The following is a 26,040-nucleotide window of genomic DNA, read 5'->3' as shown; positions in this document are numbered from 1 at the left end:
AAAGGTGATAGATGTGAAAGCAGAAAAACGTACCGTTTTTACAACCGAAGACGGAAAGACGTTCTTTGATAAACAAGAAGCCGAAAAACATGAAGAACAATTGAAAAACCAAAAAGCCTATAGAGTACGTTATTGTCCTGATTTGAACGAAACAGGAATGTTACAAAAAACAGGATATATCATCTGCCATGCAAGATGGGGAAATGAGCTATGGGTAGAAGATTGGCTTTATAAAAAGTTCGGAAATCGAATTGACTTTGTTCAAGGAGTATCGCCTACTGAGAAGTGGCGTTTTGAACAAATTGAAACTGATAAAGTGGAAGCAGATAAAATCTTAGCAACCCTTCATCATTAAGAGCGGAACTATTAAGGAGAGGGGGTATCCCTTCTCCTAAAATTAAAGGAGGTATAAATTTATGCGAAAATATTTGAAATCTTATACAGCAATTACAAGCGGAACAATGGCAGGAAGGGATGACGGTTATCCTTATACAGCTTATCAAGTCTACAATGATATTGAAGAGGTTGCGAAATTTCATGGAACAAGACGTGATGAACAATATTTTGAAATCCATGCAGTGAATGAAGAAGAGTTCCAAAAAGAAATTCAGTTAGCCAAAGAACGAATTGAAGCAAAGAAACAAGAAGAAGAACGTGCAAAAAAACAAAAACAATTAGAAAAGCTAAAAGCAGAGCTTGGAGAAGAGTAATATGAATAAACCGATTGTTGTATTTGGGGGTTCTTTTAATCCCCCAACCAATGCTCACTTTGGATTAGCTGAACAGATTATTAATGATTATGAAGTGGATACATTTCTCTTCATGCCAGTGGGAGACCATTATCTCAAAGAAGGGCTTCTTCCAGCTTCTATTCGTGTGGATATGCTACGTGAAGCCTGTAAGGAGAATAAAGCCTTCAAGGTTTCTACAATTGAGGTGGAAAGTTCAAGTCAATTGCCAACGATTGAAACTTTAGAACTTCTTCAGAAGCAATATCCGAATCAACCAATTTGGTTTGTATTAGGGACAGATAATCTAAGAGATTTACCTAATTGGGACAGATACCAGGATATTTTAACTCACTTTCATGTATTGGTCTTAGAAAGAGGAGACGATAAAACCTCTGATATTTTTACTGAAGTAGAAGGTCTAAAAGGTTTGGATTCAAACATTATTGCAATGAATGAAGAAGTAAGAACCACTTGTAGTTCAACGATTGTAAGAAACCGACTAAGAGAAGGTAAAAGAGTGCAATATCTAATTCCAGAAGCGGTTCATGACTATATTCAAAAACATCATTTATATAAATAAGGGGATAAAAAGCCATGACAAATGAGGAAAAAGCATTATTAGAGAAAATAGCCAAGCAAAATGAAGAGATTTTAAAAAATCAACGCAAAGCAGAAAATCAACGAAAAGAAGAAACCTATGAAGACCCTTATTGGACTAATTACAACAAACAACGTGCGGAAAGAGGGATTCTATCATAAGAAAGGAGGCAAAGGATTGATTAAAGTAGTAGAGGGAGATTTGCTCCATCAAGAAGTAGAAGTCATTGTTAATGCGTGGAATCGAAACTTTATTCCTTATTGGATGTTGCTCCCTCATGGAGTATCAAGAGCCATTAAACAGAAGGCTGGAACAAAACCTTTTAAAGAGGTTCAAAAACATGGGTTTTTAGGTCTTGGAGAAGCTATCTTAACATCTGCAGGGAAGTTATCTTATAAAGGAATTATTCATGTGGCAGGAATAGGTGTATTCTGGAATTCTTCTGAAAAAGCCATTCGATTATCTGTTCAAAATGCTATGAAGATTGTAAATGAACAAGGTTTTACATCAGTGGCATTTCCTTTAATCGGGTGTGGAGCAGGGAAATTTGAAGAGGATAGAGCTATTGCCATTATGAAAGAGGAGTTGAATAAAATCTCCTTTCAGGCAGAAGTAGTTTTAGTAAAATACAGCAACCAATAGATATTGTTATCAAACGATATTCAACCAAAAGAAGGAGGTACAAAATGATTACACATGATAATGTAAAAGTAGAAGCAGAGAAAAGAATTGAATGGATAAAAGAGGTATTGGTTCAATCAGGAGCAAAGGGAATTATCTTTGGAAGTAGCGGTGGAAAAGATTCTGCAGTAGTAGGTGCTTTGGTTAAGAAAGCAACACCTCATGTATTGGCAGTAATTCTTCCTTGTGGGAACATTGACAAAGATGAAGAACACGCTTGGGTATTGGGTAAAGAGTTGAATATTGAAACGATTAAAGTTGATATTAAAGAGCCATTTGACGTTTTATCTCAAACTATCAATCAAGTTATGACTGGAACTCCATTAGAAGGGCTTTCTTTAAGCAATATCAAGCCAAGACTAAGAATGACAACCTTATATGCGATTGCTCAACAAAAGGGTTATTTGGTAGCTGGTACTGGAAACCGTTCTGAAAGCACAATGGGCTATTTTACAAAATGGGGCGATGGAGCACATGACTTTAATCCAATTGCTGATTTAACGGTTACAGAGGTTCGTATATTAGGAGATTACTTAGGCGTTCCTCATGACATTCTATATAAAGCTCCTTCTGCTGGTCTATGGGTAGGACAAACGGATGAAGAAGAAATGGGTGTAACGTATCAAGAAATTGACGAATATCTTCTAACAGGAGATACCAATGAACGAGCAAAAGGAATTATTTCCGAACACTATAAAAAAACAAAACACAAAAGACAAATGCCTCTTAAATATCAAGAGAAATAAAGAAAAAGGAGGGGAAAAGGAGATGAAGTCTATTCAAAATGGGATTATCTTAAAAGCAGTATTTTCATTTAAAGAAAAAGAAGAAGTTTGTGTCGCTTCAGTGGTAAAGGGTTCACAATTTCAATCAGGAGTAGGATATTTAGTCCTTTCTCCATTACCACCATTTTCACCTGTTTGTATAGATAGTTCATATGTAGAAATGAATAGTTCAATCGACTCCATTATGGAGTTAGAAGAATCTGTTTATCCTCTTTACAAAGGAGTATATCAAGGTGAAAGAAAAGAAAGTAACCCTTGGTCAGTCTTGTTACCGAATAGTGAAGTCTATGTGCTTTGTACGATTGAATCTTTTGTGTTTAAAAAGGACAAAGGCTATGTTGTAGTCGTGAAGAAAGAAGTAGATTCAGAGCATGTTGCTCTATTTCAAGGGACATTTTCCTACGAACCATTTATCGTGGATAGTGTAGAATTACAGTTTGAATTGGAATCATATATCCCAACTATCAAAGAAGAATTGAACACCTTTTAATAAATAGGTGTTCTTTTTGTTTTGTAAAAAATAATTTACATTTATGTAATTTTGTGTTATGATGATTGTATGAAATTTAGAGAAACGTACATAAATAATAACAATTGTTAATCAGAAAACTATTAAGGAGGAACAGACATATGAAAGCAGTTCGTCAATTTTTAAATGGGTTGAATAAAAATGAGAACAAAGAAGAGCGTCTGACTTATCAAATCATGGATTTACAATTAATTAAATACCGAGGCATTCAAACAGGAGATATTGTTGCAAACGATGAAATTAGTCAAGCGATTGATAAGACGATAGAAGGATTTATCTGGTTGTATGAACAAGGATATTCCCTTGAGAAAAACGTGACTTCTATTTTAAAAAATGAAGAAGAATCATTGTACTATACTGAAATCATGAACGCTTTTTCTGTCTTCAATGATTTTATGCGAACACACATGTCCTTAACTGAATAAGAAAATGAGACCAGAGATAAATCTGGTCTTTTTTATATTTTATTGTAGAGTGGATTTCGCAAATAGAGGTAATTTTGATACAATAATTTGGAATACAGGTTAAAAAGGAAAGGTTGTGTGTAATGTTTAACGAAAGAATGTCATTAAAGTTAAGATTAGAAGAATTGGATGCAAGAGAAATTCGTGTTGCAAAGGAATGTAGAGATGAAAGGGAATCCATTTATGAGAGACTTCGCAAATTAGATGAACAAGATACATTGTTTCCAACAACTTTTCCAGTTGATTCATCGGATAAAGAATCACAAGAAGTTATCCCTATTAATGAACTAACAAAAATAGTACAAGAAAAACAATCTGAAATAAAAAAAGAAATGACACAAGAAGCGGTACAAATATTTGAGAATGTAATAAGCAAAGAAGTCTTGCCTATGATTAATGGGTTAAAGGAATTGGTAACAAAAGAAAGGTCTGAAAAAGACCAGTTATTGAAGAGTTTAGAAGAATCGAAGAGTATGATTAAGCAATTTGAACAAATTTTTGGAAGCTATGCCGAATCTGAAAAGAAGAATGAAGTAAAAAATGAAGATACAGTAAGAAAAGGAAAGAAAAATGAAAAAATTGAGGTAAAGGGTAGAAATAAACGAGAGCGTGAAAAAGATATTGATTATACGCATTTGCATGAGGAAGCACTGTCCATATTGAAGCAACATACCGCTTCTGTTCAATCTTCCAAATTAAAAAAGGAAGTTGAAACTCGGACAGGGGTAAAGATTCAGAACATGACGACCTTTATGCAACGCCTTATGAAAAAGGATGAACGAATTGAAAAGCCTTATCGTGGAGAATATTTTTATCGAAGAGAAGGACATAAGGAAGCTGACTCCTTAGAAGAACAAGAGATTGCAGTAACAAAGGAAAAAGATATAAATGAGGTATCTAACTCCATTGAAGAGAATAACTCCATACAAGAAGAAACTTTACATAATATAGAAGAATAAAAGAAAAAGACCAGATGAAAAAATCATTTGGTCTTTTTTCTTTAGAACTTTATTAATTGAGCATTTGGAGCAAATGACGTTCAATCGGACAAGAAATATGGTTTGCAAGTAGGTAAAAGGTCGGATGGGGTTCGACAAATTTTCGCATTTAAAAACGTGAAAACTTGATATAGTAGAGAGGTAAAAGATTAAATAACATATTTCGACAAAAAGTTTAAAAGATTCTTCACTTATTATCTTGAATTAAAGAATATTATTTTGAGGATTTTATTATAATAGTGGAGAAGTTGATACATAGGGGCTTTTATCCTATGAAAATATAATTTTAAACAGTGAATGATATGAGATAGATAGTTTGCGAGTGTCATAAGATGTGACAGAAAAATGAAAACAGTAAACCAAAATTAGAAAGGGGAATAATAAAAATATGGCGAATCAGTCAAACAAGAAAAACAATAAGAAAAAAGTCCTAAATATTGCACTTATGTCAACAATGGTAGGACAAGCACTAACACCAGGATTAACGGTGTTTGCTTCTGAGGTTGAAACAACAGAGGACATTCGATTAACGGTTAGTCAACCAAAAGATGTAGACGTTGTATTAACAGTAGGAAACACATCAGTTGAGGCTTCAAATTTTGAAGCAGATTTAAAAGCAAAACTTCAAGAAAAGGGAGTAAATCCTAATATTGTTAGCATTTCAGCTATCAAAACAAATAACATGTCAGCACAAGATACATTCAATTGGCAAGTGTATGACCACTTGAATTATAGAGAGCCTTACGGAAGTGTTCACCGCAGTAAGCATATTGCAGTAAGTGGAAAGGATATTACGTTCTACGGTTATACAAAACCAGCTTATAAAGACTTTGTATTCATGCCTGACAATACGCCTTCTAAGAAAATCTTTACGTTTGATGTTCAAGAAACAAAAACAGACTGGCATACATTAGAAGGTGCTGGATTCTTATTTAATACGAAGATTGTAAATGGAAGAATGGATGGATATGTGGTTTTATTTGGACAAAGTAACATTTTCCTTTATGAAATTACAGGAGTAGATGCAAATACGTTCCATAATGAAGCATCAAGGGTATTGTCCAATGCTTCATATAGTAAGCGTATTGGAACATTTACTAAACCTAAGACAAGCAACCATACTCTACGAATTGAAGCGACACCTGAAAAAGTAGATATGTGGGATAACGGACAAAAAATCATTAACAACTTTACCTTACCAACAGTAAGAGGTAACGGTTTCGGACCTATGGCTTCTTACGGTTCACATGGTTGTTCTTCTTTATCTTATATCACATTCAAAAACTTGCTTATGCAAACAGTAGAAGTGAAAAACTTTAAAGATATTATCCGTCAACCATCTTGGAGAGACAATGCAGAACGCTTTGTAGTAAACCTTGATGACCAACGTGTAAGTGACTTTGACAATGCTTCTGCTTCTGGTGAGATTTTAACTCGTTTAATGAACGAAGAAATCAGCTATGTAGCAATGGGTACTGATACAAACAAGCAACAAGCATTAGACTTTATCCAACGCAATGATGGAAATGGAGCATTCGTAGATAACCGTAACTATGCGGATTCTATTGAAAAAGTAGCAAATTATGTAGTTCAAAAACTACAAGAAGATGTAAAACCTGTTACACCTGAAGACCCTTATGTAATTGCTGGTACACCATTAAACATTGATGTTGTTCCTGCTGAATTAAAAACAAATACGCAAACCGAAGCGTTCCCTGATGGTCGTTGGAAACTTGACCATGACGAAGATTATTTCAATAACAGTTTAGGACAAGCATCTTTCTCTGGACAATATCAATCAGACGTTCCAGAAATGTTAGATAAACCTGGTCGTTATGAATTATGGTTCGGAAATGGACACCCTACACCACAATATATTTATGCTCATAGAAAGCCTGTTGCGAACTTCTCTATGCAAATGTTTCGTAACACTGATAGCGTAACTGTAAAAGTTCAGGACTCTTCTTACGACCCTGACCTTGAATTTACAACTGATAAAGGTATTGCTGAAAAGAAATGGCGTTATAAAGAAACAATGGCAACAGAATGGATTGAGGCTGAATTACCAGAACAATTACCTCTTGGTAAAAACTATATTGTTCAATTAATGGTAAAAGACAATCAAGGAGCTTGGAGTACACCAGTTTCTACGTTCGTAACTACTGATTCTGCTGTTGTAAGTAAGCCTGTTGCAAACTTCTCTATTTCAACAAATGAAGTTTCAGCCCTAACACCATTAGATATTACTGATACGTCTTATGACCCTGCTGGTCGTGACATCAGTCAAAAAGAATGGACTGTTACTAAAAACGGTATCCCTGTTTACACAGGAGCTAATCCATTAACAAACTTTAGTTCTTATGGTTCTGGAAGTTATGTTCTTGCATTAAAAGTTAAAAACGATGCAGGGGTTTGGTCAGAGGCTTATTCAAGAGCAATCACTGTAACATCTGACGTAACTGCACCAGAAGCATCCGTAAACCCTGCAAGTGTGAATTGGCAAACAAAAGATATTAATATTCTTGTTCAATTCTCTGACCAAGGCGGTAGCGGATTTAACAACCAACGCTTTGCTATTTCTAACTCAAGTGCAATTCCTACTACTGGATGGAGTGCATGGGATACTAATATCCAACGTAATGTAAGCATTTCAGAAAACGGTAAATTCTATGTACACGTTCAAGCGAAAGATAACGCTGGAAACGTCATGAATCGTGTGTTGGGTCCTTACGAAATTGATAAAATTGTACCAAATGCTCCAATTATTATTGAAACAGAAGATGGTTTCACTGTAAACCTAAACAACAATGATAGTATTTCAGGCATTGATAAAACTCTTTATCAATTAGATGGTGGAGATTGGTTGGAAGCAGTAAGCAACAATGTTCCACTTCCTTACGGATACTATTTAGTAGGAGCTAAAGTCGTGAACAATGCTGGTACTGAAAGTCAAGTATCTACTCAAAATATCGTAGTAGGTAAAGCGTTCTTAGATGCTATTGCTAACCTTGACGAAATTGACGAAATGATGCCTGAATTAACTACTCAAGCGAAAATTGACGAAGCAAGAGCACTTGCTGAAAACACACAAGAGCTTATCAACACATTGAAAACTGGTGATGATAAAACAACTCTTCAACAACGCTTAAATGACGTTAAAAATGCGATTCAAGTAGCAGAAGATGTGATGAACGCTAAAAAAGCTCTTTCTGAATTAGACGTTATGGTTCAAGACCTAACAACACAAGAATTAATTGATGGAGCAAACAGCAAATATGCTAATGTAGAAACATTAATTAAAGCTCTTCCAGAAGGAGAAGCTAAAACTGAATTAAAACAAGGTTTAGCAAATGATAAAGAAGCAATCGAACTTGCTCAAGACGTATTCAACGCTACACAAGAAGTTGAAAAAGCAGAAGCATTAGCTGATGTTGATGCTCTATTGACACAAGAAGCAATTGATACTGCTAAAGAACAAGTTGGAGTAGCAAAAGAGTTAGTTGACGTTCTTCCAGAGGTAGATGCGAAAAACTCTTTAGATAGCCGATTAGACGCTGTAAACGAAACAATTGAATTAGCACAAGATATTTTAAATGCTAAAAATCAAGTTACAGCAATGGAAGAAGTAGTAAAAGGTGACTTAACTACTCAACCAGCTATTGACGATGCAAATGCTGAAATTGCAAAAGCTGAAGAATTAGTAGCAAAAGTTCCAGAAGGAGAACTACAAACTTCTCTTGAAGAAAAAATTGAAGGAGCAAAAGACGTAACAGACTTAGCTCAAAAAGTGTTAGATGCGAAAAACCAAACAACAGTGGCAGAAGAATCAGTAGTTGATTTAACTACACAAGACTTAATCGACCATGCACAATCTGAATTAGATGAAGCTACTGACCTTATTGGACTTCTTCCAGTAGGTGACGTAAAAACTGGTTTAGACCAACGTGCAACTGATGTTCAAGACACTATCCATGTTGGACAAGCAACACTTGACACAGTAACTGCTGAAGGCACATTGGCTTCTGCTGATACTGCTAAAGCTCAAGGCTCTATCAATATCGTGAAAGAGGGAGAAGTAAAATCTGACCTTCAAGAAAGAGTTGATACAGTTAATCACATTATTAATGCAACAAATGAAGTTTCTGGCTTAGAAGATATGTTATCTGCTTTACAACAAAAACTTCAGGACTCTGATTTCTCTGCTAAAAATACTGCTCAAATGACAAATTTAAGAGCAGAATTAGCAAAAGTTCAAGCAGAGTATGAAAAAGCATTAGCAAGTGTAAGCTCTACTCCTGTAACGGATGCAACTGCTGTTCATGAAAGAGCAAATGATTTACAAGCTCAATTAGCAGATGTAAATGGTTTCTTAGGTTCTATCCGCAATATCTTAGATGACGCTGAAAAGAACTACAGAGCAGGAAACGGAAATGCTGATTTCCGAGTAAAAGTTAGCAGAAATACAACTGTCAACTTAGCTGTAACTTATGCTCAACAAATTCAAAATGCACTTGGCGATTTACTGAACCTTCAATGGTTATCTTATAACAAAGATATTGCAACAGTAGACGACAACGGTACAATGAAAACTGTTGGCAACGGTGTTGCTAAAATTGCAGTTTACAGTGAAACTGGCGTTTACTACATGTACTTTGTTGTAAGCGGTAAGTAATCACAAAAAGAAGGACAATGGTGAAATATCCATTGTTCTTTTTTATTTGTATTTTGTAAAAAATAACTGACAAAAACGCATATCTGTGGTATAATAGAGTTATAATATTTGAATCGAACGTGTGCAAATATGGAACTTTGAACAGAATAGAATCAATGAGAGAAACGAAACGTGGAAGGCGGTTTTAACTATGAGTTTTTTTGATTTTGATATGAAAATGCGTGAAGAAAAGATAAAACAGAATGTTTTGGAAGCCTATAAAAATAATGAATACATTACAAAAACTGCTATTCCAACTTATCAGATTATGTTTCGTGAAGATACAGGATTCGGAATTTATATATGTGAAGATGAAAATGAAAAGCAGTTAAGCATTAAAGGTAAATTCATTTCTGAATTAGTAATTGGTCAAACCTACTCTGTTGAGGGATATGTGACAACCTATAAGGGAGAAAAACAGATTAATGTCAATAAAGTGCGTAATGTAAAACCTGTTAATAAAAAGGGTATTATCGCTTATCTCCAAACCTTAAAAGGTCTTAAATCAAAAGCGGAATTGATTTATGAAGAGTTTGGAGAAAAAAGTATTGATATTTTAATGGAAGACCCGATGCAAGTAGCTGATTCTATTAGCGGAATTGGGAAAAAGTCTGTTTTGAATTGGAAAGAACAGTTGGATAAAATGAAAGATTCCCAAGCAACGATTTCTGCTTTACTTGGATACGGATTATCCATGCCACAAGCAAAAAAATTATATGACCAATACAAGGATGATATTGTTGGGCGAATTGAAGAAAACCCTTATTTCTTAGCTTTAGAAGTAAGAGGTTATGGATTTGAAAAATGTGACCGTATTGCACGAAATATCGGACATAATCCTAAAAGTAAGTTCCGTTTACAAGAAGGAATCATTCATGTACTTCAAGAGTCCAGTAGTGAAGGTCACTGTTTCTTGCCATTAGCAGAATTAGTTGAGAAATCTATAAGTATGCTTAGTATCAAATTAAGTTATCAAGAAATGACGAAATTAGTTGCTGAAAATGCAGAAAAAGATTCTTTTGAATATGAAATCGGAGAAAACAAATATACGATTATCTACAACGACCTTCGCAGACAATTGGATTTTTATATGAGAGAAAAGAATCCGAAGAAAAAAGAAGCATTACGTTATATGGTTGTTCCGATTTCAGAAGATGAAATTGGCGACCAGTTACAAGAAATTGCGATTCAACGAAGAGTGGTCTATGAAGATAGCAAAATTTATTTGAGCTATTTATATGCTGATGAACAAAAAGTTGCAAATCGTGTCAAAGTATTAGCAGAAGAAACATCCTTCGCAAAACCAATCGAGTTAGAAAAGGAACTTGATTTGCACCTAAAAGCCAATAACATTTCTTTAGAGGAAATGCAACGAAAGGCAGTAACCGAATTTGCAGAGTATCGTGGTGGCTTCTATGTCCTAAACGGAAGTGCTGGTTGTGGGAAGACATTCACATTGAAGATTATCTTAAAAATCTTGGAAATGCAGTATCGTAAGAACGGAAAGTCTTTCAAGGTAAAGGTTTTTGCTCCGACAGGAAAAGCAAGTAAAGTGGCAACAAAGTCTACTGGCATTGAATGTGTAACCGTTCATAGAGGATTAGGTTACAATCCTCAAACTGGATTTGCTTTCAATGAAGAAGACCCATTAGAAGCAGATGTTATTGTAGTAGATGAAAGTTCAATGTTGGATATTACGTTGACGAAGCATTTATTAAAGGCGATTGCACAAGGAACAAAAATTATCTTCCTTGGAGATACGAAACAGCTTCCGTCAGTGGGTGCAGGAAATGTGCTTCTTGACTTGATTGAGAGTGGAATTGTAAAAGTTGTCACTTTAAATGTTGTTAAACGTCAAGGAAGCATGTCAGGAATTATCCGAAATGCCAACAAAATTATCAATGGTGAAATGATTGAGACGTGTGAAGATACAAAAGATGCGTATGTACTTCATAGACAAACACCAGAAGGAACTCAAAAAGCTATTTTACAATCTATTAAAAACATTTTGAAATTCCCTGGATACACATTTGAAGATGTTCAAGTGTTATGTCCTCAACGCACAGGTCTGATTGGAACATATATGTTAAATTACTTGATTCAGCAGGAATTTAATCAACAGGAAGACGGAATCAAAGTGTTGAACAAGAAATTCCAAATTACCATAGACCAGAAATCAGACATGATTCAGCTTTTCTTCCAAAAGGGAGACAAGGTTATTCATATCAAGAATAATTATGATATGGAATGGTATGAAAAAGGTCATTTCGATTATGTAAAAGACGAAAAGACCATTGGGATTACTAACGGTGAGTGTGGCGTAATTGAAGAAATTCTTACCTACAAGGATAAAAATGGAGACAATGTTACACGCATTATCGTTCGATACGAAGATAAATATGTGTTCTATGATGACGGTTTTGACGAGTTAGACCATGCGTATGCTCTCACAATTCATAAGTCGCAAGGTAGTCAATGGAAAGCAGTTATTCTTCCAATTATGAAGCAAAACTTTATGATGTTAGATAACAACCTTTTCTACACTGGTTATACAAGAGCAGAGCTTTTCAGTTGTGTCATTGGTCAACCAGAAGCGATTGCGTATGCCATTAAAACACAAAAATCGAGAGATAGATATACTCACTTAAATCACAAAATTAGAGAAGAGAATGTAGCGTAGTTATACGCTATTTTCTTTTCTTTACATAAAGAGGAGAAACAACATGTGTAAATACTGTGAAATAGAAGAATGTGAATATGAAGGAGAACTCATTCCTTTTGATAAAAAAGTCGATGGGACAAAACAGCATTATGAAGTGTCCATTCTGCAGGATATTGAATACGAACAAATGAGTTTGCGAATTGATGGGACTTTTAGTGATTTGCGAATTAAAATCAAGTTTTGCCCTATGTGTGGGAAAGAATTATTTTTTTAAGAAGGAAAGGAGAAAGGTTAAAATGAACACTATTCAAACAATTCAAGAAGAAAAATTGGTTCAATTAAATGAGCATGTGAAAAATATGCAACCAGGAGATACTATTTCCGTTTCTTATATTCAACGAAAAATCCGAGTGGGTTACGATATGGGGAAACGATTGCTACGAATCCTTGTCGAAGAGGGAAAAGTGGAAAGCTATCAGCAATGGGTAGGTACGTCTGTTAATGGAGTAAGAAAAGATGGACATGAAATAACTTTGTATCGTGTTTCCTAAATGATAAATAATTCAACTTCTATAAAATGAAAGACTGATAGATAAAAGGAGTGTGAAAAATTGTTTAAATTTCAAAGAATTATTTCTGCGGGATTAAAGTGGACAGATAATCTTTTTGTTGAAGAAGAATTTATAGGAACAATGGGCTTTGATGAAGAAGGGTTATGGATAAAGATTAAGAGAAATTTAACTTTACAAGAGATAAATCTTCTAATCGCACAAATGCTTATTAGCAATCCAGACTTAGTTACTGAAAAAATAGAGATGATGAAATATGAGTAATTAAGTAACGAGATAGTATCTGTTTATCCATTTTGCGATTGAAGGAGTAGGATTATGTCTTATACGATATATGAAGGCGATATGCAGGAAATCATTATGGAATCCGAAGGGATGGAAAAACACGCTTACGGAGAGCGTTATATTGCATGGGTTTCTTATTCAGTGAAAGTTGTAGGGGAAAACATATGGTTAGGTGTACTTAATACTGGTCACATTCTTCCAATAGAGATTAAAAAGAAACACCGTTTACAGAAAGTAGGACAATGCCAATTCCATTACGACTTATCCCAAGAGGTTAGCAGATACCGTAGAGGCGAAAAGGTAAATCCGAAACAAGTGAAAACGGTCATTGAAAATCGAAATCGAAACCTTTGGGAAAAAGAAGGAAGAATGGTTTAAGAGTTTCATAGAAAAGCAGAAATTAGGAAATTGAGGTAAAGAAAAATGAAGACATTTAGACGTAGAGCCTATGTGAAAGCAATAAAAACAGAAAAAAGACCTGCAGAATCAGGGGAAAAGATTGTTATTGTCAAGCCACATCATACAGAATCAGAAAACGGATATAAAATTGGTGACATTTTTACGGTTAGCGAAGACACTTTTTCTGAATCTATTCATACAACGGAAGGTTTAGCTTTATGGAACTTTGAATACAGGGTTATTGGTGAACGAAATAAAGATAATAGAATGAAGGTCTGTAAGAAATCAGGAAAACCTTTTAAGTCAGGGAAAAGAGTAAATACCGTAAAAAGTATTATAGACCACCCAAAAGTAAAAGGAGAAAAGGCATATACCTTTTATGAAGACGATTCTTTTGTGAGTGTTGTTATGTGCGAAATAAGCAAATAGATGGATAGAATCACACAGGGGAGAGAGTAATGTGAAAAGTATAAAAATGAATACCAAAAATAAGCAAAGGATACAAGCTATCCTTGAAAAAGGCGATATAGTAGGTGCGTTAGTCTTTACTGGACATAGAAGTGGTTTTTCAGGCAGGGTAAAGGTGACTGCGATACATCATTGGGGTGTATATGCTGTTCTAAGAGGGAAGGATTTAGACTATTATTGCAAAAATTATAAGCAAGAATATAAAGATAAAATTGGCAAAAGACAATTTAAGATAAAATGGTGTCACATTGACAATATAGAATTGCTTTGAGAAGAGAGGAAGAAGAAATATGAAGATGAAACTAACGATTGAATGTGATTGTGGAACAACTGATACGATTACATTGAAAAGAACGACAAATAGCCATGAAGATGGAAGGGTATATGAAGATTATTCTTCGATTTCAGATGGGTTGGAAGGTACTTTGAAGTTTTCAGGAAAAGTCTATCCAGAGGGAGTTTATGTGACATGTCTGGATTGTGGGAAACAACACGATTTAAGCACGTAACTTCCAAGAGTATTATGTGTCGCTATTCGTACCAAATTATTTAGAAATTGAACAACAATGTGCAGAAAGGAGGATATAGTTGAAGAATATGGATTTAGAAGTAAAGATATTAAGTGATTTTCATAAGGTAAAAAATACATTAAAAAGTATTTCTACTCAATACCAAGAAGATTTTTTGTTAGAAGATATTGTTTTCATAACCGTAGACGACAAAACTAAATTAAATGGAATTATCAAGTATATTGAAATTACAGATGAACAATTTGCATATCAGTGATACATTCGGAAACTCCTCTAAAGCAGTTGATTTATTAACTTCTTCACTTAAACCTCTCCAATGAAAATGACGAGCCAAAAATGACTCGTCATTTTTTATTTGCGATAGTGATAAAATACGACATCCACAGAAGAATTTTCAAAGATGGCTTCAATACCCTTTTGAATTTCTTCCCAATCTCCTCCTGCAAGTCCACAGCCAATATATGTTGGAATCGCAACTGAGAAATTCAGTTTTTTTGCTTTGTTTTTTATATCTTCTATCCCCTGGAATAAGGCTTCTTTTTTTGTGTAAACTGTTTTATCATTTCTATCCTGACGAATATCTACTTGACCAAAGACATTGGCAATGATTTTTCCATCATAGACATCGATGTAATTAACCAATCCTAATAACTTTTCGTCATCTTTCAAAGTTTTTAATTGTTTCTCTCGGAAGGAGCGGTATTCTTTCCTTACATTTGGATATCGTTGCATAATGGTTTTCGCTAATCCTGCTCCCATAAAGCCTCTGCAGTTTACTTGTTGAACAATAATATCTTTATCGGTTAAAGTAATGTCAGCTTCGATTATTTTAATCATTAATTTACTCCTTTACTAAATTAGTAGTTTATCTTTATTTCTCTTTTTTGATAAAAAAGGTTGAAACAGCGATAAAGAAAAATGAGATAAAACTCATAAGAGGAATCGTTAAGAATCCGAAATATTGCACTTGAATTTCAGTACAATCTCTTCCTACTGCACAAAATGGGCTTGGTGTAGAAAAGAATTGAATATATACATGATAGGAGGCAATGGCAAATCCCACTAATGATAGTAGCCGAATATGATACCTGATTTTATCATCCTTTAAAAATAAAGAAATAAATGCTAAAAAGCCAATCGGATACATACAGATTCGCTGATACCAGCACAAATCACATACGAACAATCCTTTGTATAAGCTAAAATATAAACTTCCAGCCATTGAGATTAAACCAAGTGCTGAAATAAATGTAAGAATCCTCTGGTTTCGTATAGACATATCATCTTCCTTTCAGATTACTAATGGATAGGAACATTATACAATTTTTGTTGACTATAATCAATGAAAGTAAATAAAAAGACAAGATGATAAACATCTTGCCTTTAGAATTTATAAAATTGTTGATAAATCAAGAGTAAACTCTTTGAAATGGAACGAACGCAATGTATCGTTGCAACCAAAAACGTCTATTTTATCTAAATGATTATCGACTTGTCCATAAACCTCAATCGTTTGATGGATTGGGTCAATAATCCAGTATTCCTTTACGCCATGCTGTTCGTAAAGGTTAAATTTTTGATTTCTGTCTTTTAAAGCGGTTGATGGAGATAAAACTTCTACAACTAAATCAGGAGCACCTTTACCGCCTTTTTTATCCAACTGATTAGGATGACAAATAACCGAAATATCAGGCTGAATAACCGTATCAGGATTATCATAATCATCTGATTCACTTAGTCGAATATCAAAAGGAGCGACAAACACTTGACATTTATCTTTTCCTAAAAAAGAACGTAAAGCAAAGTGGATTTCTCCTACAATATGTTGATGTTGTGTCGTAGGGGCTGGTGACATATTGTAAGGGACACCATGAATTAATTCCCATCTACCTTCCCAATGTTCATAATCATGATACCTGTATCCTTTATTTGATTCAGGGGTTTTCATTTTCATCGCCTCACTCATTTTCTCACCTTTTCCTTAGTTTATCATAGAATAAAAAACTTTAATAACCGCAAATTTCTACAGATATCTATGAGCACCGCTCACATAATACCATTCCCTATCTCTATCATCAGAAGAGAGTCGTTCTTTGGCACGTTCGATTTCCTTTTTCTTTTGTCGTTCTAATCGCTTTTCAGGTGGGTCAACTAAATCTGCATGATAATTACAGTAATGCGTTGTCACCCAATCTGGATGTGAAACTGTACCTTTTCTTCTAATCGTATATCGTGTTGCCTGACATACGATTCTTCCTTCTTCTTTACACTTATCACAGCCGACAAACGGTTTTTTAGTCCAACCAGTTAATTTTTGCATCCTATCAACCCACTTCTTTAGAATAGATAATTTCATTGTTTACTTCTTGAAAACGAACTAACTCTTTTGAAGCAAAGGTATGGTTAAATTGCTTTCCCTTATTGGCTTCTTCATAAAGACCAGTTAAGCAATGAATCAAGAAGTTGGTTACATATATCTCACCCACATAGGTAGCTGGAACAGGCTCTTGATAGCGAACTTCTTGAATCGTTGGAAAGTCTCCAATTCCAGAATGACTTAAATCAATTGTTGGAATCCTATCCGTTTTATAAATATGATAAGTGCCTTCTTCTAAAAACATATTAATTCCAAACAAACAGCCTTCAACCGTCTTAGCAAAACAAACTTCTTTGACTTTAACCGTTGGATTTAGGTCTTCTATAAAGACCCCATCCACCAGTTTAATTTGTTCATGTGACTGTTCAGGGATGAATACAGTTTCTTTCCCAACAGCTTCTTTTACTATTCGATAATAGATATTCTCCATATAATGAACCACCTTTTTTATTAATCTATTTCATGAGATTATCAACGGTCTCGACTGCCTCTTGAATAGCTTTGCTGACACGAAAGCCTTCTTCGACTTCTTTTCCTAATTCTTTATTCAGAGCTTCATACATTCTTGAATAAAATTCTTTTAGGAACAAGCCATCAAATAAACCATTTGCTCTTCCTTCAAATTCAATTTGTTTGAATCGTTTATCAAAATAGAAGGTAGCCATTTGTTTTGAAGTCTTGAAGTATATACGTGTTTTCGTTTCCTTTTTAATGCGATACCCTTTATCTGCTAACACCTTCTTAAATGCTTCCGTAGTAGCTTCATCTACTGATGTTGCATTTTTGGTACGTGGCTTTTTGGTAGATTTTAATTTCTCCATTAAATCTTCCATGTTGTCACATTGACCTTTAAAGGTTTCCCATTCGTTTGTATGAACGACAAAGTTTCCTTGCTCTTTTCGATAAGGCATAGGAATGACAACAAGTGAATAGGCTTCACCTTTTTGAATGTATTGACCACAAAGACGACAAGCATTTTTTGTGCCTTGTTTTTCCCAAATCTTTGCGTTTCCCATTACATAATCCATTTCCATTTTTTCAATCATATAAATCCCTCTTTCCATGTATTTAAGTAAACACCTGTTTTATGTTTCTCCTTTTATTATAAGCAGGAAGACCAAAATGATTTTGTTTTAAACCAAACACGATTCGTTTCTTCTTTTTTCTTTCTTCTACGTTGTTCATCTATTCCATTTTTATTTATCATTCAAAAATCCCATATGATATAACAACTGTTTATTATGTCAGAAAGGAGGAGCATGAATATGTTAGAAGTCGGAAAGCAAGCTGGTGGTGGATACAACTTTGGCATTACTAATCACAAAGAAAATGCGTTAGAAGAGATACCACTCAATACATCGTTAAACAAAAAAATAATGATAGAAAAGCAATTTACTTACAATGAGGAAAGTGGTTATGGTATTTACCAGGGAGAAGACGAAAATAGCCACATTATTAAAGTGTCAGGCGTTTTTCCAAGTGCATTGAATTTAGGAAGTACGTATGAAATGAAAGGAAAAGTGATTTCGTTTCGTGGAGAAAAGCAATTTTCTGTTGAAAGTGCAAAAGCCACAAGACCTGTTACAAAAAACGGAATTGTTGGTTATCTTCAGAACTTAGATGGATTATTTAAAAAAGCAGAATTTCTGTATGAACAATACGGAGATAAAGTCATTGACCTATTAGCAGAAGACCCTATGAAAATAGCGAAAGAAATAGATGGAATCGGAAAAACATCTGTTTTAAAATGGCAGGAACAAATTCAAAAAATGGAAGACAGTCAAGATTATTTCAATAAGCTATTAGAATATGGATTGAATTTACGACAAGCTAAAAAGCTATTTGAAAAGTACAAGCAGGGTGCAGTTGAAAAAATCCAAGATAATCCTTATTTGTTGGTTGAAGAGTTCCCTTCTTTTGGATTTGAAAAAGCAGATAGAATTGCAAAGCAAATGGGTTATGACCCAAAAGGAATGTTCAGAATACAAGAGGGGTTAAAGTATGTTCTAAAAGAAGCATCTTCTGAAGGTCATTGTTTTCTTCCTATGCAAGAGCTATTAGAAAGAACGATAGAAGTCTTGGTTATTCGTTTAACAGAAGAGGAAATGATTCAATTGCTGGAAGACTTTCATGGTCAACGTGTAGCCATTTATCAAGTAGGAGAACATCAATTCCCTCTTTCTTACGATTCCCTATCTAAACAATTCAAACAATATCGTTATGAAACAAACCGTTTTGAGCGTGAAAAGAAAAGAATGGTAGCGATTCGATTAACAAGAGATGAAATTTTGAAAGAACTGGAGTTTATGGAGCTAAATAATAAGCTCGTCATGGATAATTACAATATTTATTTACCAGAACTCTATGAGGCAGAGTTTAGAGTAGCGAATAAAGTCATCTCCTTATCTAAAAGTGCAAAGGAAGATTTTGCAGGAGCGGAAGAAGACTTGTCAAATCTCTTAATCCAAGAAAATATGGAATTAGAAGAAAAACAAAAAGAGGCAGTGTTAGAATTCACGAGAGGTCAAGGGGGCTTTTATATCTTGAACGGAAGTGCTGGTTGCGGAAAAACATTCACTCTCAATGTGATTCTTCGTGTCCTTGGGATGCAATTTCAAAAAATGAAGCGAATGATGGAAGTAAAAGTTCTTGCTCCGACAGGGAAAGCAAGTAAAGTAGCTGGTAAAGCGACAGGAAGACCTTGTATGACCATTCATAGAGGATTAAAGTATAAACCTGCGACTGGATTTGAACACAACGAAAACAACCCGATAGACGCTGATGTGATTGTGGTAGATGAAAGTTCTATGCTTGATATTTTGTTAGCGGATGGTCTATTAAGTGCCATTGCAGACGGTACAAAAGTCATTTTTCTTGGTGATACAAAACAACTTCCGTCAGTGGGTGCAGGAAATGTATTGCAAGACTTAATTGATAGCAACCTTGTTAAAATGGTGACGCTAAATGTTGTAAAAAGACAAGGAAAAGATTCAGGAATCATTCGTAATGCAAATCGCATTATCAATGGTGAAATGATTTCAAGCTGTAAAGATACCCAAGACGCTTATGTGCTTAGAAAAGAAACCATGTTAGAAGCTCAATTGGCGTTATTGAAGTCTATTCGTGAAGTTCAAAAGGTAAAACAATATGATGTGGAAGACATTCAAGTGTTATGCCCTCAAAAGAATAGTTTAGTAGGAACAAATGCTATGAATTATTTAATACAGCAAGAATTTAATCCTGGTAATGAGGACATGAAAATCCTAAACAAAAAGTTTATGGCATACAATCATGTTAGTGAAAAAGAAGAATTGGTTACTCTTTTCTTTAAAAGAGGAGATAAGGTTATTCATATGCGTAATAACTATGAAATGATTTGGTATATCAAAGGGAAATTCGGAAACTTTACTCAAGATTATGACATGGTAGGAATTACAAACGGTGAATCAGGTTTAATTGAAGATATTATCAAAGGAAAAGCCTCTGATAACTTCAAAACCCGAATGATTGTCCGTTATGAAGACCGCTACGCTTTTTATGACGACCAATTTGATGAATTAGAACACGCTTATGCGTTGACCATTCATAAATCGCAGGGAAGCCAGTGGAAAGCTGTTATCATTCCGATAATGATGCAAAACTATCATATGCTGGATAATAACCTTTTCTATACTGGTTATACGAGAGCACAAGCCTTCTGTGTGGTGGTAGGACAAGCGGATGCTATTTTACATGCTATCCGTAGCCATAAAACCAAAGAGAGATATACCACATTAAAAGAACGAATTATCGAATTTAATGAAGGGTGATATAATATAAAATGGTAATAATTCAGATAGTTTACTATTTGAAAAAAACGAAAAAGGGATATGGTAAATATATGAATAAAGCGGATAGAATCTATTTAGGAAAAGTCTTTGTGGATTATACAGATGCAATTGAGGCTACTCAAAAAGAGATTGGACAAACCACTGATATGATGAAGGCAATCATTGAAGGGTTAGGCATCAATGATAAACGCCCTGATGAAGTATCTATGTACCAACAACAGTTAAAACAATTGTTGTTATATGCGGAATCAAAAGGGATTTCATTGAATGAATTAATTCAACTTGGAGAAGAGTATAAAACGGTATCCTTTGCTAATTTTTTGACCTTAAAATCTCAAATCACGATTAAAGAGGAGCTTGATAAAGTTTTGAACCAATAAACATTGTAAGCTCTTTATTATGGAAACAGAATTATTGTTCTGTTTCTTTTTTTTATGGTACAACTCAAAATACATTGACTATATGATATATTATCATTATAATCGTTCTTAGTCATTATACATAAACATGACATTTAACCAAAATGGAAGGGAGTTCAAATAGAATGAACAAGAAAAAAATGATGTTGGGTGGATTAGCGGTAGCCTTATTACTATCGCAAGGCGTAGTAACAGTAGAGGCTAAATCAAAACCAGTTAAAGTGGTCGATAAAAATAAAGATGGAATAGCTGATGATTGGCAAACAAAGTATAAACTTGGCTTTGCTAAAGGTGTAGAAAAACAAGATAAAGATAAAGATGGCTTAACAAATCTCGTAGAATATAAACTGAATTTAAATCCTACTTCAACGGATTCTGATAAGGATAAAATTTTAGATGTGAATGAGGATTTTGATAAAGATGGAGTAAGTAATATTTCCGAAATTGAATTGGGATTAAGTCCAGAGAAAGCAGATAGTGATGGAGACCGTATCCTTGACGGTAAAGAACAATTGGGAAAAAGCAAAGTCGCATTGACTAAACAAATCAGAAATTTTGAATTGCAGTTCCAAACCAGCAATAAAAAGGTTGGCAAAATCCAATATAAAATGCAGAAAAAAGGAAATACCATCGTGGTAAAAGACCCTACTGGTACAATTACAAAAGAAATGGTATCAAAATTGGTTACGGATATTCAAAGCTCTTCTTTAACAAAAGAAGATTTGTTGAAGAAAATCCAAACAGATTTAGCGTTACCAGCAGGAGTTAAAATTCATGTCAATGCAGGTTTCTTTAGTGGAAAAGAAGTTAAAAGTGATTTAGTTACAAAACAGGAACCTGTTGTAGAAGAAAAGGATGAAGAAGTAACAGAGGAAGTACCAACAGAAACAGTACCAACAGGAACAGTGGTAACGGAATCTGAATAAAAAGGGTGATAAATAGAAGCAGGATATTTTCCTGTTTCTTTTTTTATCTCAAACATGTCAAATTTCATTGACTAAAAACATTGACACGAATTGGTGACAAAGATATAATAAAGATAGACACGAATTGAGGACAGGTTTTTAAAAAGGAGAGAGAATGAAATGGAAAAAGATTATAAAGTAGTAGAACTAAAATTTGGCTCTTGGGAGCTACAACATGAACGTCATTTTTTAGTAGAAGCAACTTTAACTGCAGAAGATATTCGTCAAAAATACAATAAATGTGTAGAAGCATTAAAGAAAGATAAGTCTGAAAAACTATTTCGTGATAGTGAAGACTTCATTATTGAATACTTAGAGAGTGAATATGGCTGGAAATATATTGTTTCTGATTTCGTGATACACGATAAAGAAGAGCGTTATGGAAAAATACAGGACAAAGATTTCAATAAAGTGTATTTGGAGGAAAAATAAAAATGGCTATTCAAGAACTATACAACAAACTTCGTATTAAAAGAGAATATGGATTAGGAGACGTGGTAATGCGTTTGTCCTTTGACGAAGTGGACACGCTTCTTTTAGGTCTTCAAGAATTGGGTGCTGATGTGAATAAAGGCTATGAAAATTTGTTGGCATTTAAAGAAGGACAAAAAGCAATTGCAGAAACGAATATTGAAGAAAAAGATACACTTCAAGCCTATGACGGATTAAGAGCGAGGTCTTTGACAGGTAAATATAAAGATGCAGTAGGGTTTATCCATATCGTCAAAATTGGAAAGAAACCAATTAAATTGGTGTTCCCTTCTGGTCAAGAACAGGTTTATCATCCTGAACAAATTGAAATCATTGAAAAAGATAGAGAAAAATTTGATAAACGAATGCAAGAGATTCTTTCCAGTTAATCGTTTTTGAAAAGGAGAATTGAAATGATAAAGACGATTGAAGAATTAAAGAGAAGCATTGAAAGGGAAATGGATTTAGTCCCTGAAAATGGTGTAACCGATGAACATGGGAATTGGACTTCTCAAAAAAATGAAGAAAAACGACTAAGAAATTTACATGCAGATATTTGTTACTTCATGCGTGAGTATTCATAAGGGTTGATTAATCAAAGAATAGGTGGGAAATCGAATGGCATCATCATCTTTAACAGTTGAATGTAGTGGAAAAGAAATAAGAGTATATGGTGGAAATCGTGGCGATGTAAAATCTATGAAAGCTCATTATGAAAGGTTGTCATTAGAGCAATTTCTACAAAAGCATCCGTCAAAAACAGAAGAAGATTACAAGACCATAAAATTGTACACCCGATTTAATAAGCGATAATACATAGTGAAGGAGAGGAAACTCTCCTTTCTATATAAGGAAGAAGGAATAAACAGATGAATAGGAAAGAAATGATTTTATCTGATTCAGATTTGTCTTTACATATCATTAACAAATTACAGCGTGGCAATATAACCAAAATGTCGGATTTACTTACATTAGACGAAGACAAGCTAATGCAGTTAGCTTCAAAAATCTATTTAAGAAAAAAAGAGATAGATAATATTAAACAGTATATATATGTTTATTTTCCAAATAGATTTTCTGATGATTTTCGTTACTTGCCAGAAAGCAAAATAGAAGATTCTCCAATAGAGCATAACCGAAAATTCACGCTTCATGAGATTTTGACAGCTACAGAAGCCTCTCTTTTATGGGGGTTTGAACGCTCTGCAGTACGAAAAGCCATTGAACGTGGAAAGTTTGAAGAAGGCGAATACAGAAAATCAGAAGGTACATGGTTAGTTACTTATCACGCAATGGAACGTGTATTCGGAAAAATAAAGGAGGAACAACAATGAAAAAGGAAATTGAATTAAGCAAGGATTACTTAATGCTTCTGTCGGTTCAATATGTAAAGAATGTAAGTACAGGTAAAAAAACATATGAAATCAAAAGTAAAATTGTAAATAAGAAAGAGTACAGTGAAGATGAAAATTGTATTGGGGAGATTCAAGGGCAGTATTTCGTAGAAATTAATGTTCTTGTTCCAAAACAGCAATTCTTACAAAAACGCTATAAGAAACACATAGAAAAGAAAATACAACGGTATATTGATAAATTCTTCTTATCGAGCAAAAAGTTAGTTAAAGAGTGGGAACAAAATGAAGAAATCATGAAGCATACAGAATCGTACATTGAACAAATGCAGTAATAATAGAAAGCTACAGGGAGAAGGGAATATCAATGAAAAAACCAATTGTGTTAAACAAAAAACCTTTTCATATTAAATTTCCTTGTGGACATGGAGTTTATTATGAAGTTAAAGAAGAAAAAAAGCGTTTCTATGCAATTTATCTATATGATAATGGGTTACGAACATTTAAAACCCATCGTGAAAATCAAAAGAACGCTTGTAATGTAGCAAAACTATTGCAAGAAGCCTATTTAGAAGGCATTGAATCGGTAAGAGATGAAGAGAGCATGTGGTATTTATCAAGATAAGAAAGAAGGGAGATTGAGAAATGTACTTCGATGATATTACAGAAGAAAATGGTCAGTATATTGTAAAGGATAGCACTTCGGGCGGTTATGTCGATAGAATGACACATAGCCTTGAACAAAATTGGACAACCATATGGGATAGAGAATTGAATTTAGTTTCTCTTACATTGGGCTATCATGACCTAACAGAAGCGTTAGCAAACAAAGACAAAGAACATTATGACTACCATCGGGCAGTTCGTACCAGAAGTAGGCATTTGAAAATGTTAAAAGACCATTTAGGGATTGAATATAAAAAGCCAAAGAAACAGGAGAAAAAAGAAGAGCCTTTGATTTTTCTGCAGAAAGGCTATTATCACCGATTAGATAAATTAGATATACACCATGCGATTGTTCATGATAAAACAGTCGATGACGGACTAACACGATTTAAAAAATATGATATTCATTTTGCAAGAGTAACACCTAAAAAAGAACAATTAATGAAGGAATATAATGATAAATTAGAAGAATTTAAGAAATACCAAAATGAAATGTTTGAGAAAATCTTTGAAAAAGAATAGGAATTATGAAAATGACAAAACAACATGAAAAAATAAAAAGCAATGAAGTGCAAGAAGCGACAGAAAAAATTAAAAATGAGCTAATAACCATCATTAATAAAAAAAGAGGTGGGAGTTGTTTGTGTGGTCATCGTGAATCTTGCGATATTTGCTCTCCGTCTCCACGCTACACTGGATTAGTGAGAGATTTGCAAAATTATATTGGGAAAATGTAAAAAAGAGGAGGAAAAAATATGATTGATATTGGAATTAATCTGATAAACAAACAATTTAAAAATAAAGAAAAAGAAGTCCTGCAACAAGCCAAAAATGCTGGTGTAGAAAGGATTATCTTGACTGGAACAAGACTTATCAATAGTCAAAAATCTTTAGAGATAGCAAAGAAAAATCCCGATTACTTAACGACAACGATTGGTGTTCATCCACATTATGCAAATGAATTTACAGAGGAGACCGTTGGACATTTAGAAGAGTTATTGAAACACCCTCTTACAGTAGCGGTAGGCGAATGTGGATTAGATTTTGATAGAAATTTCTCTACAAGAGACGAACAATTCTATGCTTTTGAAAAACAAATTGCTTTAGCCAAAAAAATCAAGAAACCACTTTTCTTACATGAGCGTTCGGCACATAAAGAATTTGTGAACATCATGAAGAACCATACGGAAATTGCTTCACAATCTGTTGTTCACTGTTTTACAGGCACAAAAGAAGAATTGAAAACGTATTTGGATTTAGGTTTTTATATTGGGATTACTGGTTGGGTTTGTGACGATAAACGTGGAGTAGCATTAAGAGAAGCCCTTACGTATGCACCGCTTGATAGATTAATGATTGAAACGGATGCACCGTTTTTAATGCCTAAAAATTTAAAACCTATGCCAAATACCAGAACGAACGAGCCTAAATATTTAGGTCATATCGGAAAAGAAATTGCAAAAATCCTAAAAGTAGATGAAGAAACATTCTTTGATACGGTTACAAGCACAACAAAACAATTTTTCTCATTAAATTGATAAGGAGAAAGG

At 34.1% G+C, this 26,040-nt stretch carries 38 protein-coding genes; 32 read left to right on the top strand and 6 right to left on the bottom strand.

Annotated features, from left to right (window positions below; all coding sequences use genetic code 11):
* Positions 1-13: 13 nt before the first annotated feature.
* The 19 genes from CVD28_RS03710 (at position 14) to CVD28_RS03625 (ending at position 14,666) form a co-directional block, all read left to right on the top strand.
* Positions 14-355 (top strand): hypothetical protein, encoded by a 342-nt coding sequence (locus CVD28_RS03710; RefSeq protein ID WP_101591012.1) that lies wholly within the window; start codon positions 14-16, stop codon positions 353-355.
* 61 nt (positions 356-416) lie between these two features.
* Positions 417-710, top strand: a complete 294-nt coding sequence (locus tag CVD28_RS03705; protein ID WP_101591011.1) for a hypothetical protein — start codon at positions 417-419, stop codon at positions 708-710.
* A 1-nt stretch (position 711) separates the two neighbouring features.
* Positions 712-1,311 carry a nicotinate (nicotinamide) nucleotide adenylyltransferase gene (nadD, locus tag CVD28_RS03700; protein WP_101591010.1) on the top strand — a complete coding sequence of 200 codons (600 nt, stop codon included), beginning with the start codon at positions 712-714 and terminating at the stop codon, positions 1,309-1,311.
* Positions 1,312-1,325: 14 nt separating this feature from the next.
* Positions 1,326-1,490 (top strand): hypothetical protein, encoded by a 165-nt coding sequence (locus tag CVD28_RS27840; RefSeq protein ID WP_180953903.1) that lies wholly within the window; start codon positions 1,326-1,328, stop codon positions 1,488-1,490.
* Positions 1,491-1,506: 16 nt separating this feature from the next.
* Complete coding sequence (locus CVD28_RS03695; RefSeq protein WP_257985734.1) at positions 1,507-1,971, top strand: macro domain-containing protein; 465 nt, start codon at positions 1,507-1,509, stop codon at positions 1,969-1,971.
* Positions 1,972-2,015: 44 nt separating this feature from the next.
* Positions 2,016-2,756 carry an NAD(+) synthase gene (nadE, locus tag CVD28_RS03690; protein ID WP_101591008.1) on the top strand — a complete coding sequence of 247 codons (741 nt, stop codon included), beginning with the start codon at positions 2,016-2,018 and terminating at the stop codon, positions 2,754-2,756.
* Between the two features lie 22 nt (positions 2,757-2,778).
* On the top strand, positions 2,779-3,285 hold the full coding sequence (locus CVD28_RS03685; RefSeq protein WP_101591007.1) for a hypothetical protein: 507 nt from the start codon (positions 2,779-2,781) through the stop codon (positions 3,283-3,285).
* Between the two features lie 140 nt (positions 3,286-3,425).
* Positions 3,426-3,749 carry a hypothetical protein gene (locus tag CVD28_RS03680; protein WP_101591006.1) on the top strand — a complete coding sequence of 108 codons (324 nt, stop codon included), beginning with the start codon at positions 3,426-3,428 and terminating at the stop codon, positions 3,747-3,749.
* 122 nt (positions 3,750-3,871) lie between these two features.
* Complete coding sequence (locus tag CVD28_RS03675) at positions 3,872-4,747, top strand: Rok-like winged helix domain-containing protein (RefSeq protein WP_101591005.1); 876 nt, start codon at positions 3,872-3,874, stop codon at positions 4,745-4,747.
* A gap of 427 nt (positions 4,748-5,174) precedes the next feature.
* On the top strand, positions 5,175-9,458 hold the full coding sequence (locus tag CVD28_RS03670) for a hypothetical protein (protein ID WP_101591004.1): 4,284 nt from the start codon (positions 5,175-5,177) through the stop codon (positions 9,456-9,458).
* A 190-nt stretch (positions 9,459-9,648) separates the two neighbouring features.
* Positions 9,649-12,177 carry an AAA family ATPase gene (locus CVD28_RS03665; protein WP_101591003.1) on the top strand — a complete coding sequence of 843 codons (2,529 nt, stop codon included), beginning with the start codon at positions 9,649-9,651 and terminating at the stop codon, positions 12,175-12,177.
* A 43-nt stretch (positions 12,178-12,220) separates the two neighbouring features.
* Positions 12,221-12,433 carry a hypothetical protein gene (locus tag CVD28_RS03660; RefSeq protein WP_101591002.1) on the top strand — a complete coding sequence of 71 codons (213 nt, stop codon included), beginning with the start codon at positions 12,221-12,223 and terminating at the stop codon, positions 12,431-12,433.
* Between the two features lie 22 nt (positions 12,434-12,455).
* A complete protein-coding gene (locus CVD28_RS03655; protein ID WP_101591001.1) occupies positions 12,456-12,710 on the top strand; it encodes a hypothetical protein in 255 nt (84 codons plus the stop codon).
* A gap of 60 nt (positions 12,711-12,770) precedes the next feature.
* A complete protein-coding gene (locus tag CVD28_RS03650) occupies positions 12,771-12,992 on the top strand; it encodes a hypothetical protein (protein ID WP_101591000.1) in 222 nt (73 codons plus the stop codon).
* Between the two features lie 54 nt (positions 12,993-13,046).
* Complete coding sequence (locus tag CVD28_RS03645) at positions 13,047-13,391, top strand: hypothetical protein (RefSeq protein ID WP_101590999.1); 345 nt, start codon at positions 13,047-13,049, stop codon at positions 13,389-13,391.
* Between the two features lie 45 nt (positions 13,392-13,436).
* On the top strand, positions 13,437-13,841 hold the full coding sequence (locus CVD28_RS03640; RefSeq protein ID WP_101590998.1) for a hypothetical protein: 405 nt from the start codon (positions 13,437-13,439) through the stop codon (positions 13,839-13,841).
* Between the two features lie 31 nt (positions 13,842-13,872).
* The gene (locus CVD28_RS03635) at positions 13,873-14,151 is read left to right on the top strand and encodes a hypothetical protein (protein ID WP_101590997.1); all 279 of its coding nucleotides are present in this window, start codon (positions 13,873-13,875) and stop codon (positions 14,149-14,151) included.
* A 19-nt stretch (positions 14,152-14,170) separates the two neighbouring features.
* Entirely contained in the window at positions 14,171-14,389 is a 219-nt protein-coding gene (locus tag CVD28_RS03630; protein WP_101590996.1) for a hypothetical protein, read from the top strand.
* A gap of 79 nt (positions 14,390-14,468) precedes the next feature.
* Positions 14,469-14,666 carry a hypothetical protein gene (locus tag CVD28_RS03625; protein ID WP_101590995.1) on the top strand — a complete coding sequence of 66 codons (198 nt, stop codon included), beginning with the start codon at positions 14,469-14,471 and terminating at the stop codon, positions 14,664-14,666.
* Positions 14,667-14,761: 95 nt separating this feature from the next.
* Here CVD28_RS03625 and CVD28_RS03620 read toward each other — a convergent pair whose 3' ends face one another.
* The 6 genes from CVD28_RS03620 to CVD28_RS03595 all read right to left on the bottom strand — a co-directional run bounded on the left by CVD28_RS03620 (position 14,762) and on the right by CVD28_RS03595 (position 17,833).
* On the bottom strand, positions 14,762-15,247 hold the full coding sequence (locus CVD28_RS03620; protein ID WP_101590994.1) for a macro domain-containing protein: 486 nt from the start codon (positions 15,245-15,247) through the stop codon (positions 14,762-14,764).
* A 34-nt stretch (positions 15,248-15,281) separates the two neighbouring features.
* Positions 15,282-15,689 carry a disulfide bond formation protein B gene (locus tag CVD28_RS03615; protein ID WP_101590993.1) on the bottom strand — a complete coding sequence of 136 codons (408 nt, stop codon included), beginning with the start codon at positions 15,687-15,689 and terminating at the stop codon, positions 15,282-15,284.
* A gap of 111 nt (positions 15,690-15,800) precedes the next feature.
* Positions 15,801-16,364 carry a Uma2 family endonuclease gene (locus CVD28_RS03610; RefSeq protein WP_374702500.1) on the bottom strand — a complete coding sequence of 188 codons (564 nt, stop codon included), beginning with the start codon at positions 16,362-16,364 and terminating at the stop codon, positions 15,801-15,803.
* 69 nt (positions 16,365-16,433) lie between these two features.
* Positions 16,434-16,730, bottom strand: coding sequence for a hypothetical protein (locus tag CVD28_RS03605; RefSeq protein ID WP_142384723.1), 297 nt, complete (start codon positions 16,728-16,730; stop codon positions 16,434-16,436).
* 4 nt (positions 16,731-16,734) lie between these two features.
* Positions 16,735-17,217, bottom strand: a complete 483-nt coding sequence (locus tag CVD28_RS03600; RefSeq protein WP_101590991.1) for a hypothetical protein — start codon at positions 17,215-17,217, stop codon at positions 16,735-16,737.
* Positions 17,218-17,242: 25 nt separating this feature from the next.
* Positions 17,243-17,833 (bottom strand): hypothetical protein, encoded by a 591-nt coding sequence (locus tag CVD28_RS03595; protein ID WP_101590990.1) that lies wholly within the window; start codon positions 17,831-17,833, stop codon positions 17,243-17,245.
* A 219-nt stretch (positions 17,834-18,052) separates the two neighbouring features.
* Between CVD28_RS03595 and CVD28_RS03590 the strand changes: the two genes are divergently transcribed.
* The 13 genes from CVD28_RS03590 to CVD28_RS03535 all read left to right on the top strand — a co-directional run bounded on the left by CVD28_RS03590 (position 18,053) and on the right by CVD28_RS03535 (position 26,028).
* Entirely contained in the window at positions 18,053-20,596 is a 2,544-nt protein-coding gene (locus CVD28_RS03590; RefSeq protein ID WP_180953901.1) for an AAA family ATPase, read from the top strand.
* Between the two features lie 11 nt (positions 20,597-20,607).
* A complete protein-coding gene (locus tag CVD28_RS03585) occupies positions 20,608-20,997 on the top strand; it encodes a hypothetical protein (protein ID WP_101590988.1) in 390 nt (129 codons plus the stop codon).
* Positions 20,998-21,161: 164 nt separating this feature from the next.
* Entirely contained in the window at positions 21,162-21,962 is an 801-nt protein-coding gene (locus tag CVD28_RS03580) for a hypothetical protein (RefSeq protein WP_101590987.1), read from the top strand.
* Positions 21,963-22,121: 159 nt separating this feature from the next.
* Positions 22,122-22,433 carry a hypothetical protein gene (locus tag CVD28_RS03575; protein WP_101590986.1) on the top strand — a complete coding sequence of 104 codons (312 nt, stop codon included), beginning with the start codon at positions 22,122-22,124 and terminating at the stop codon, positions 22,431-22,433.
* Positions 22,434-22,435: 2 nt separating this feature from the next.
* On the top strand, positions 22,436-22,861 hold the full coding sequence (locus tag CVD28_RS03570; protein ID WP_101590985.1) for a hypothetical protein: 426 nt from the start codon (positions 22,436-22,438) through the stop codon (positions 22,859-22,861).
* A 24-nt stretch (positions 22,862-22,885) separates the two neighbouring features.
* Entirely contained in the window at positions 22,886-23,056 is a 171-nt protein-coding gene (locus tag CVD28_RS27835; RefSeq protein ID WP_180953899.1) for a hypothetical protein, read from the top strand.
* A gap of 34 nt (positions 23,057-23,090) precedes the next feature.
* On the top strand, positions 23,091-23,285 hold the full coding sequence (locus CVD28_RS03565) for a hypothetical protein (RefSeq protein WP_101590984.1): 195 nt from the start codon (positions 23,091-23,093) through the stop codon (positions 23,283-23,285).
* A gap of 56 nt (positions 23,286-23,341) precedes the next feature.
* On the top strand, positions 23,342-23,806 hold the full coding sequence (locus tag CVD28_RS28440; protein ID WP_257985733.1) for a helix-turn-helix domain-containing protein: 465 nt from the start codon (positions 23,342-23,344) through the stop codon (positions 23,804-23,806).
* Positions 23,803-24,159 (top strand): hypothetical protein, encoded by a 357-nt coding sequence (locus CVD28_RS03555; protein ID WP_101590983.1) that lies wholly within the window; start codon positions 23,803-23,805, stop codon positions 24,157-24,159. The genes CVD28_RS28440 and CVD28_RS03555 overlap by 4 nt, the downstream gene beginning before the upstream one ends.
* 32 nt (positions 24,160-24,191) lie before the next feature.
* Positions 24,192-24,449 carry a hypothetical protein gene (locus tag CVD28_RS03550; RefSeq protein ID WP_101590982.1) on the top strand — a complete coding sequence of 86 codons (258 nt, stop codon included), beginning with the start codon at positions 24,192-24,194 and terminating at the stop codon, positions 24,447-24,449.
* Between the two features lie 20 nt (positions 24,450-24,469).
* Entirely contained in the window at positions 24,470-25,012 is a 543-nt protein-coding gene (locus CVD28_RS03545; RefSeq protein ID WP_101590981.1) for a hypothetical protein, read from the top strand.
* Positions 25,013-25,023: 11 nt separating this feature from the next.
* Positions 25,024-25,227 (top strand): hypothetical protein, encoded by a 204-nt coding sequence (locus CVD28_RS03540; protein ID WP_101590980.1) that lies wholly within the window; start codon positions 25,024-25,026, stop codon positions 25,225-25,227.
* A gap of 18 nt (positions 25,228-25,245) precedes the next feature.
* Complete coding sequence (locus CVD28_RS03535; RefSeq protein ID WP_101590979.1) at positions 25,246-26,028, top strand: TatD family hydrolase; 783 nt, start codon at positions 25,246-25,248, stop codon at positions 26,026-26,028.
* The last annotated feature ends 12 nt before the right edge of the window (positions 26,029-26,040 follow it).

Origin of the sequence: Bacillus sp. M6-12 (assembly GCF_002860285.1) — a bacterium.
Classification (GTDB): domain Bacteria; phylum Bacillota; class Bacilli; order Bacillales; family DSM-1321; genus Peribacillus.
The sequence above is the reverse complement of the archived record's forward strand: the minus strand, read 5'-3'. Positions and strand labels throughout refer to the sequence as shown.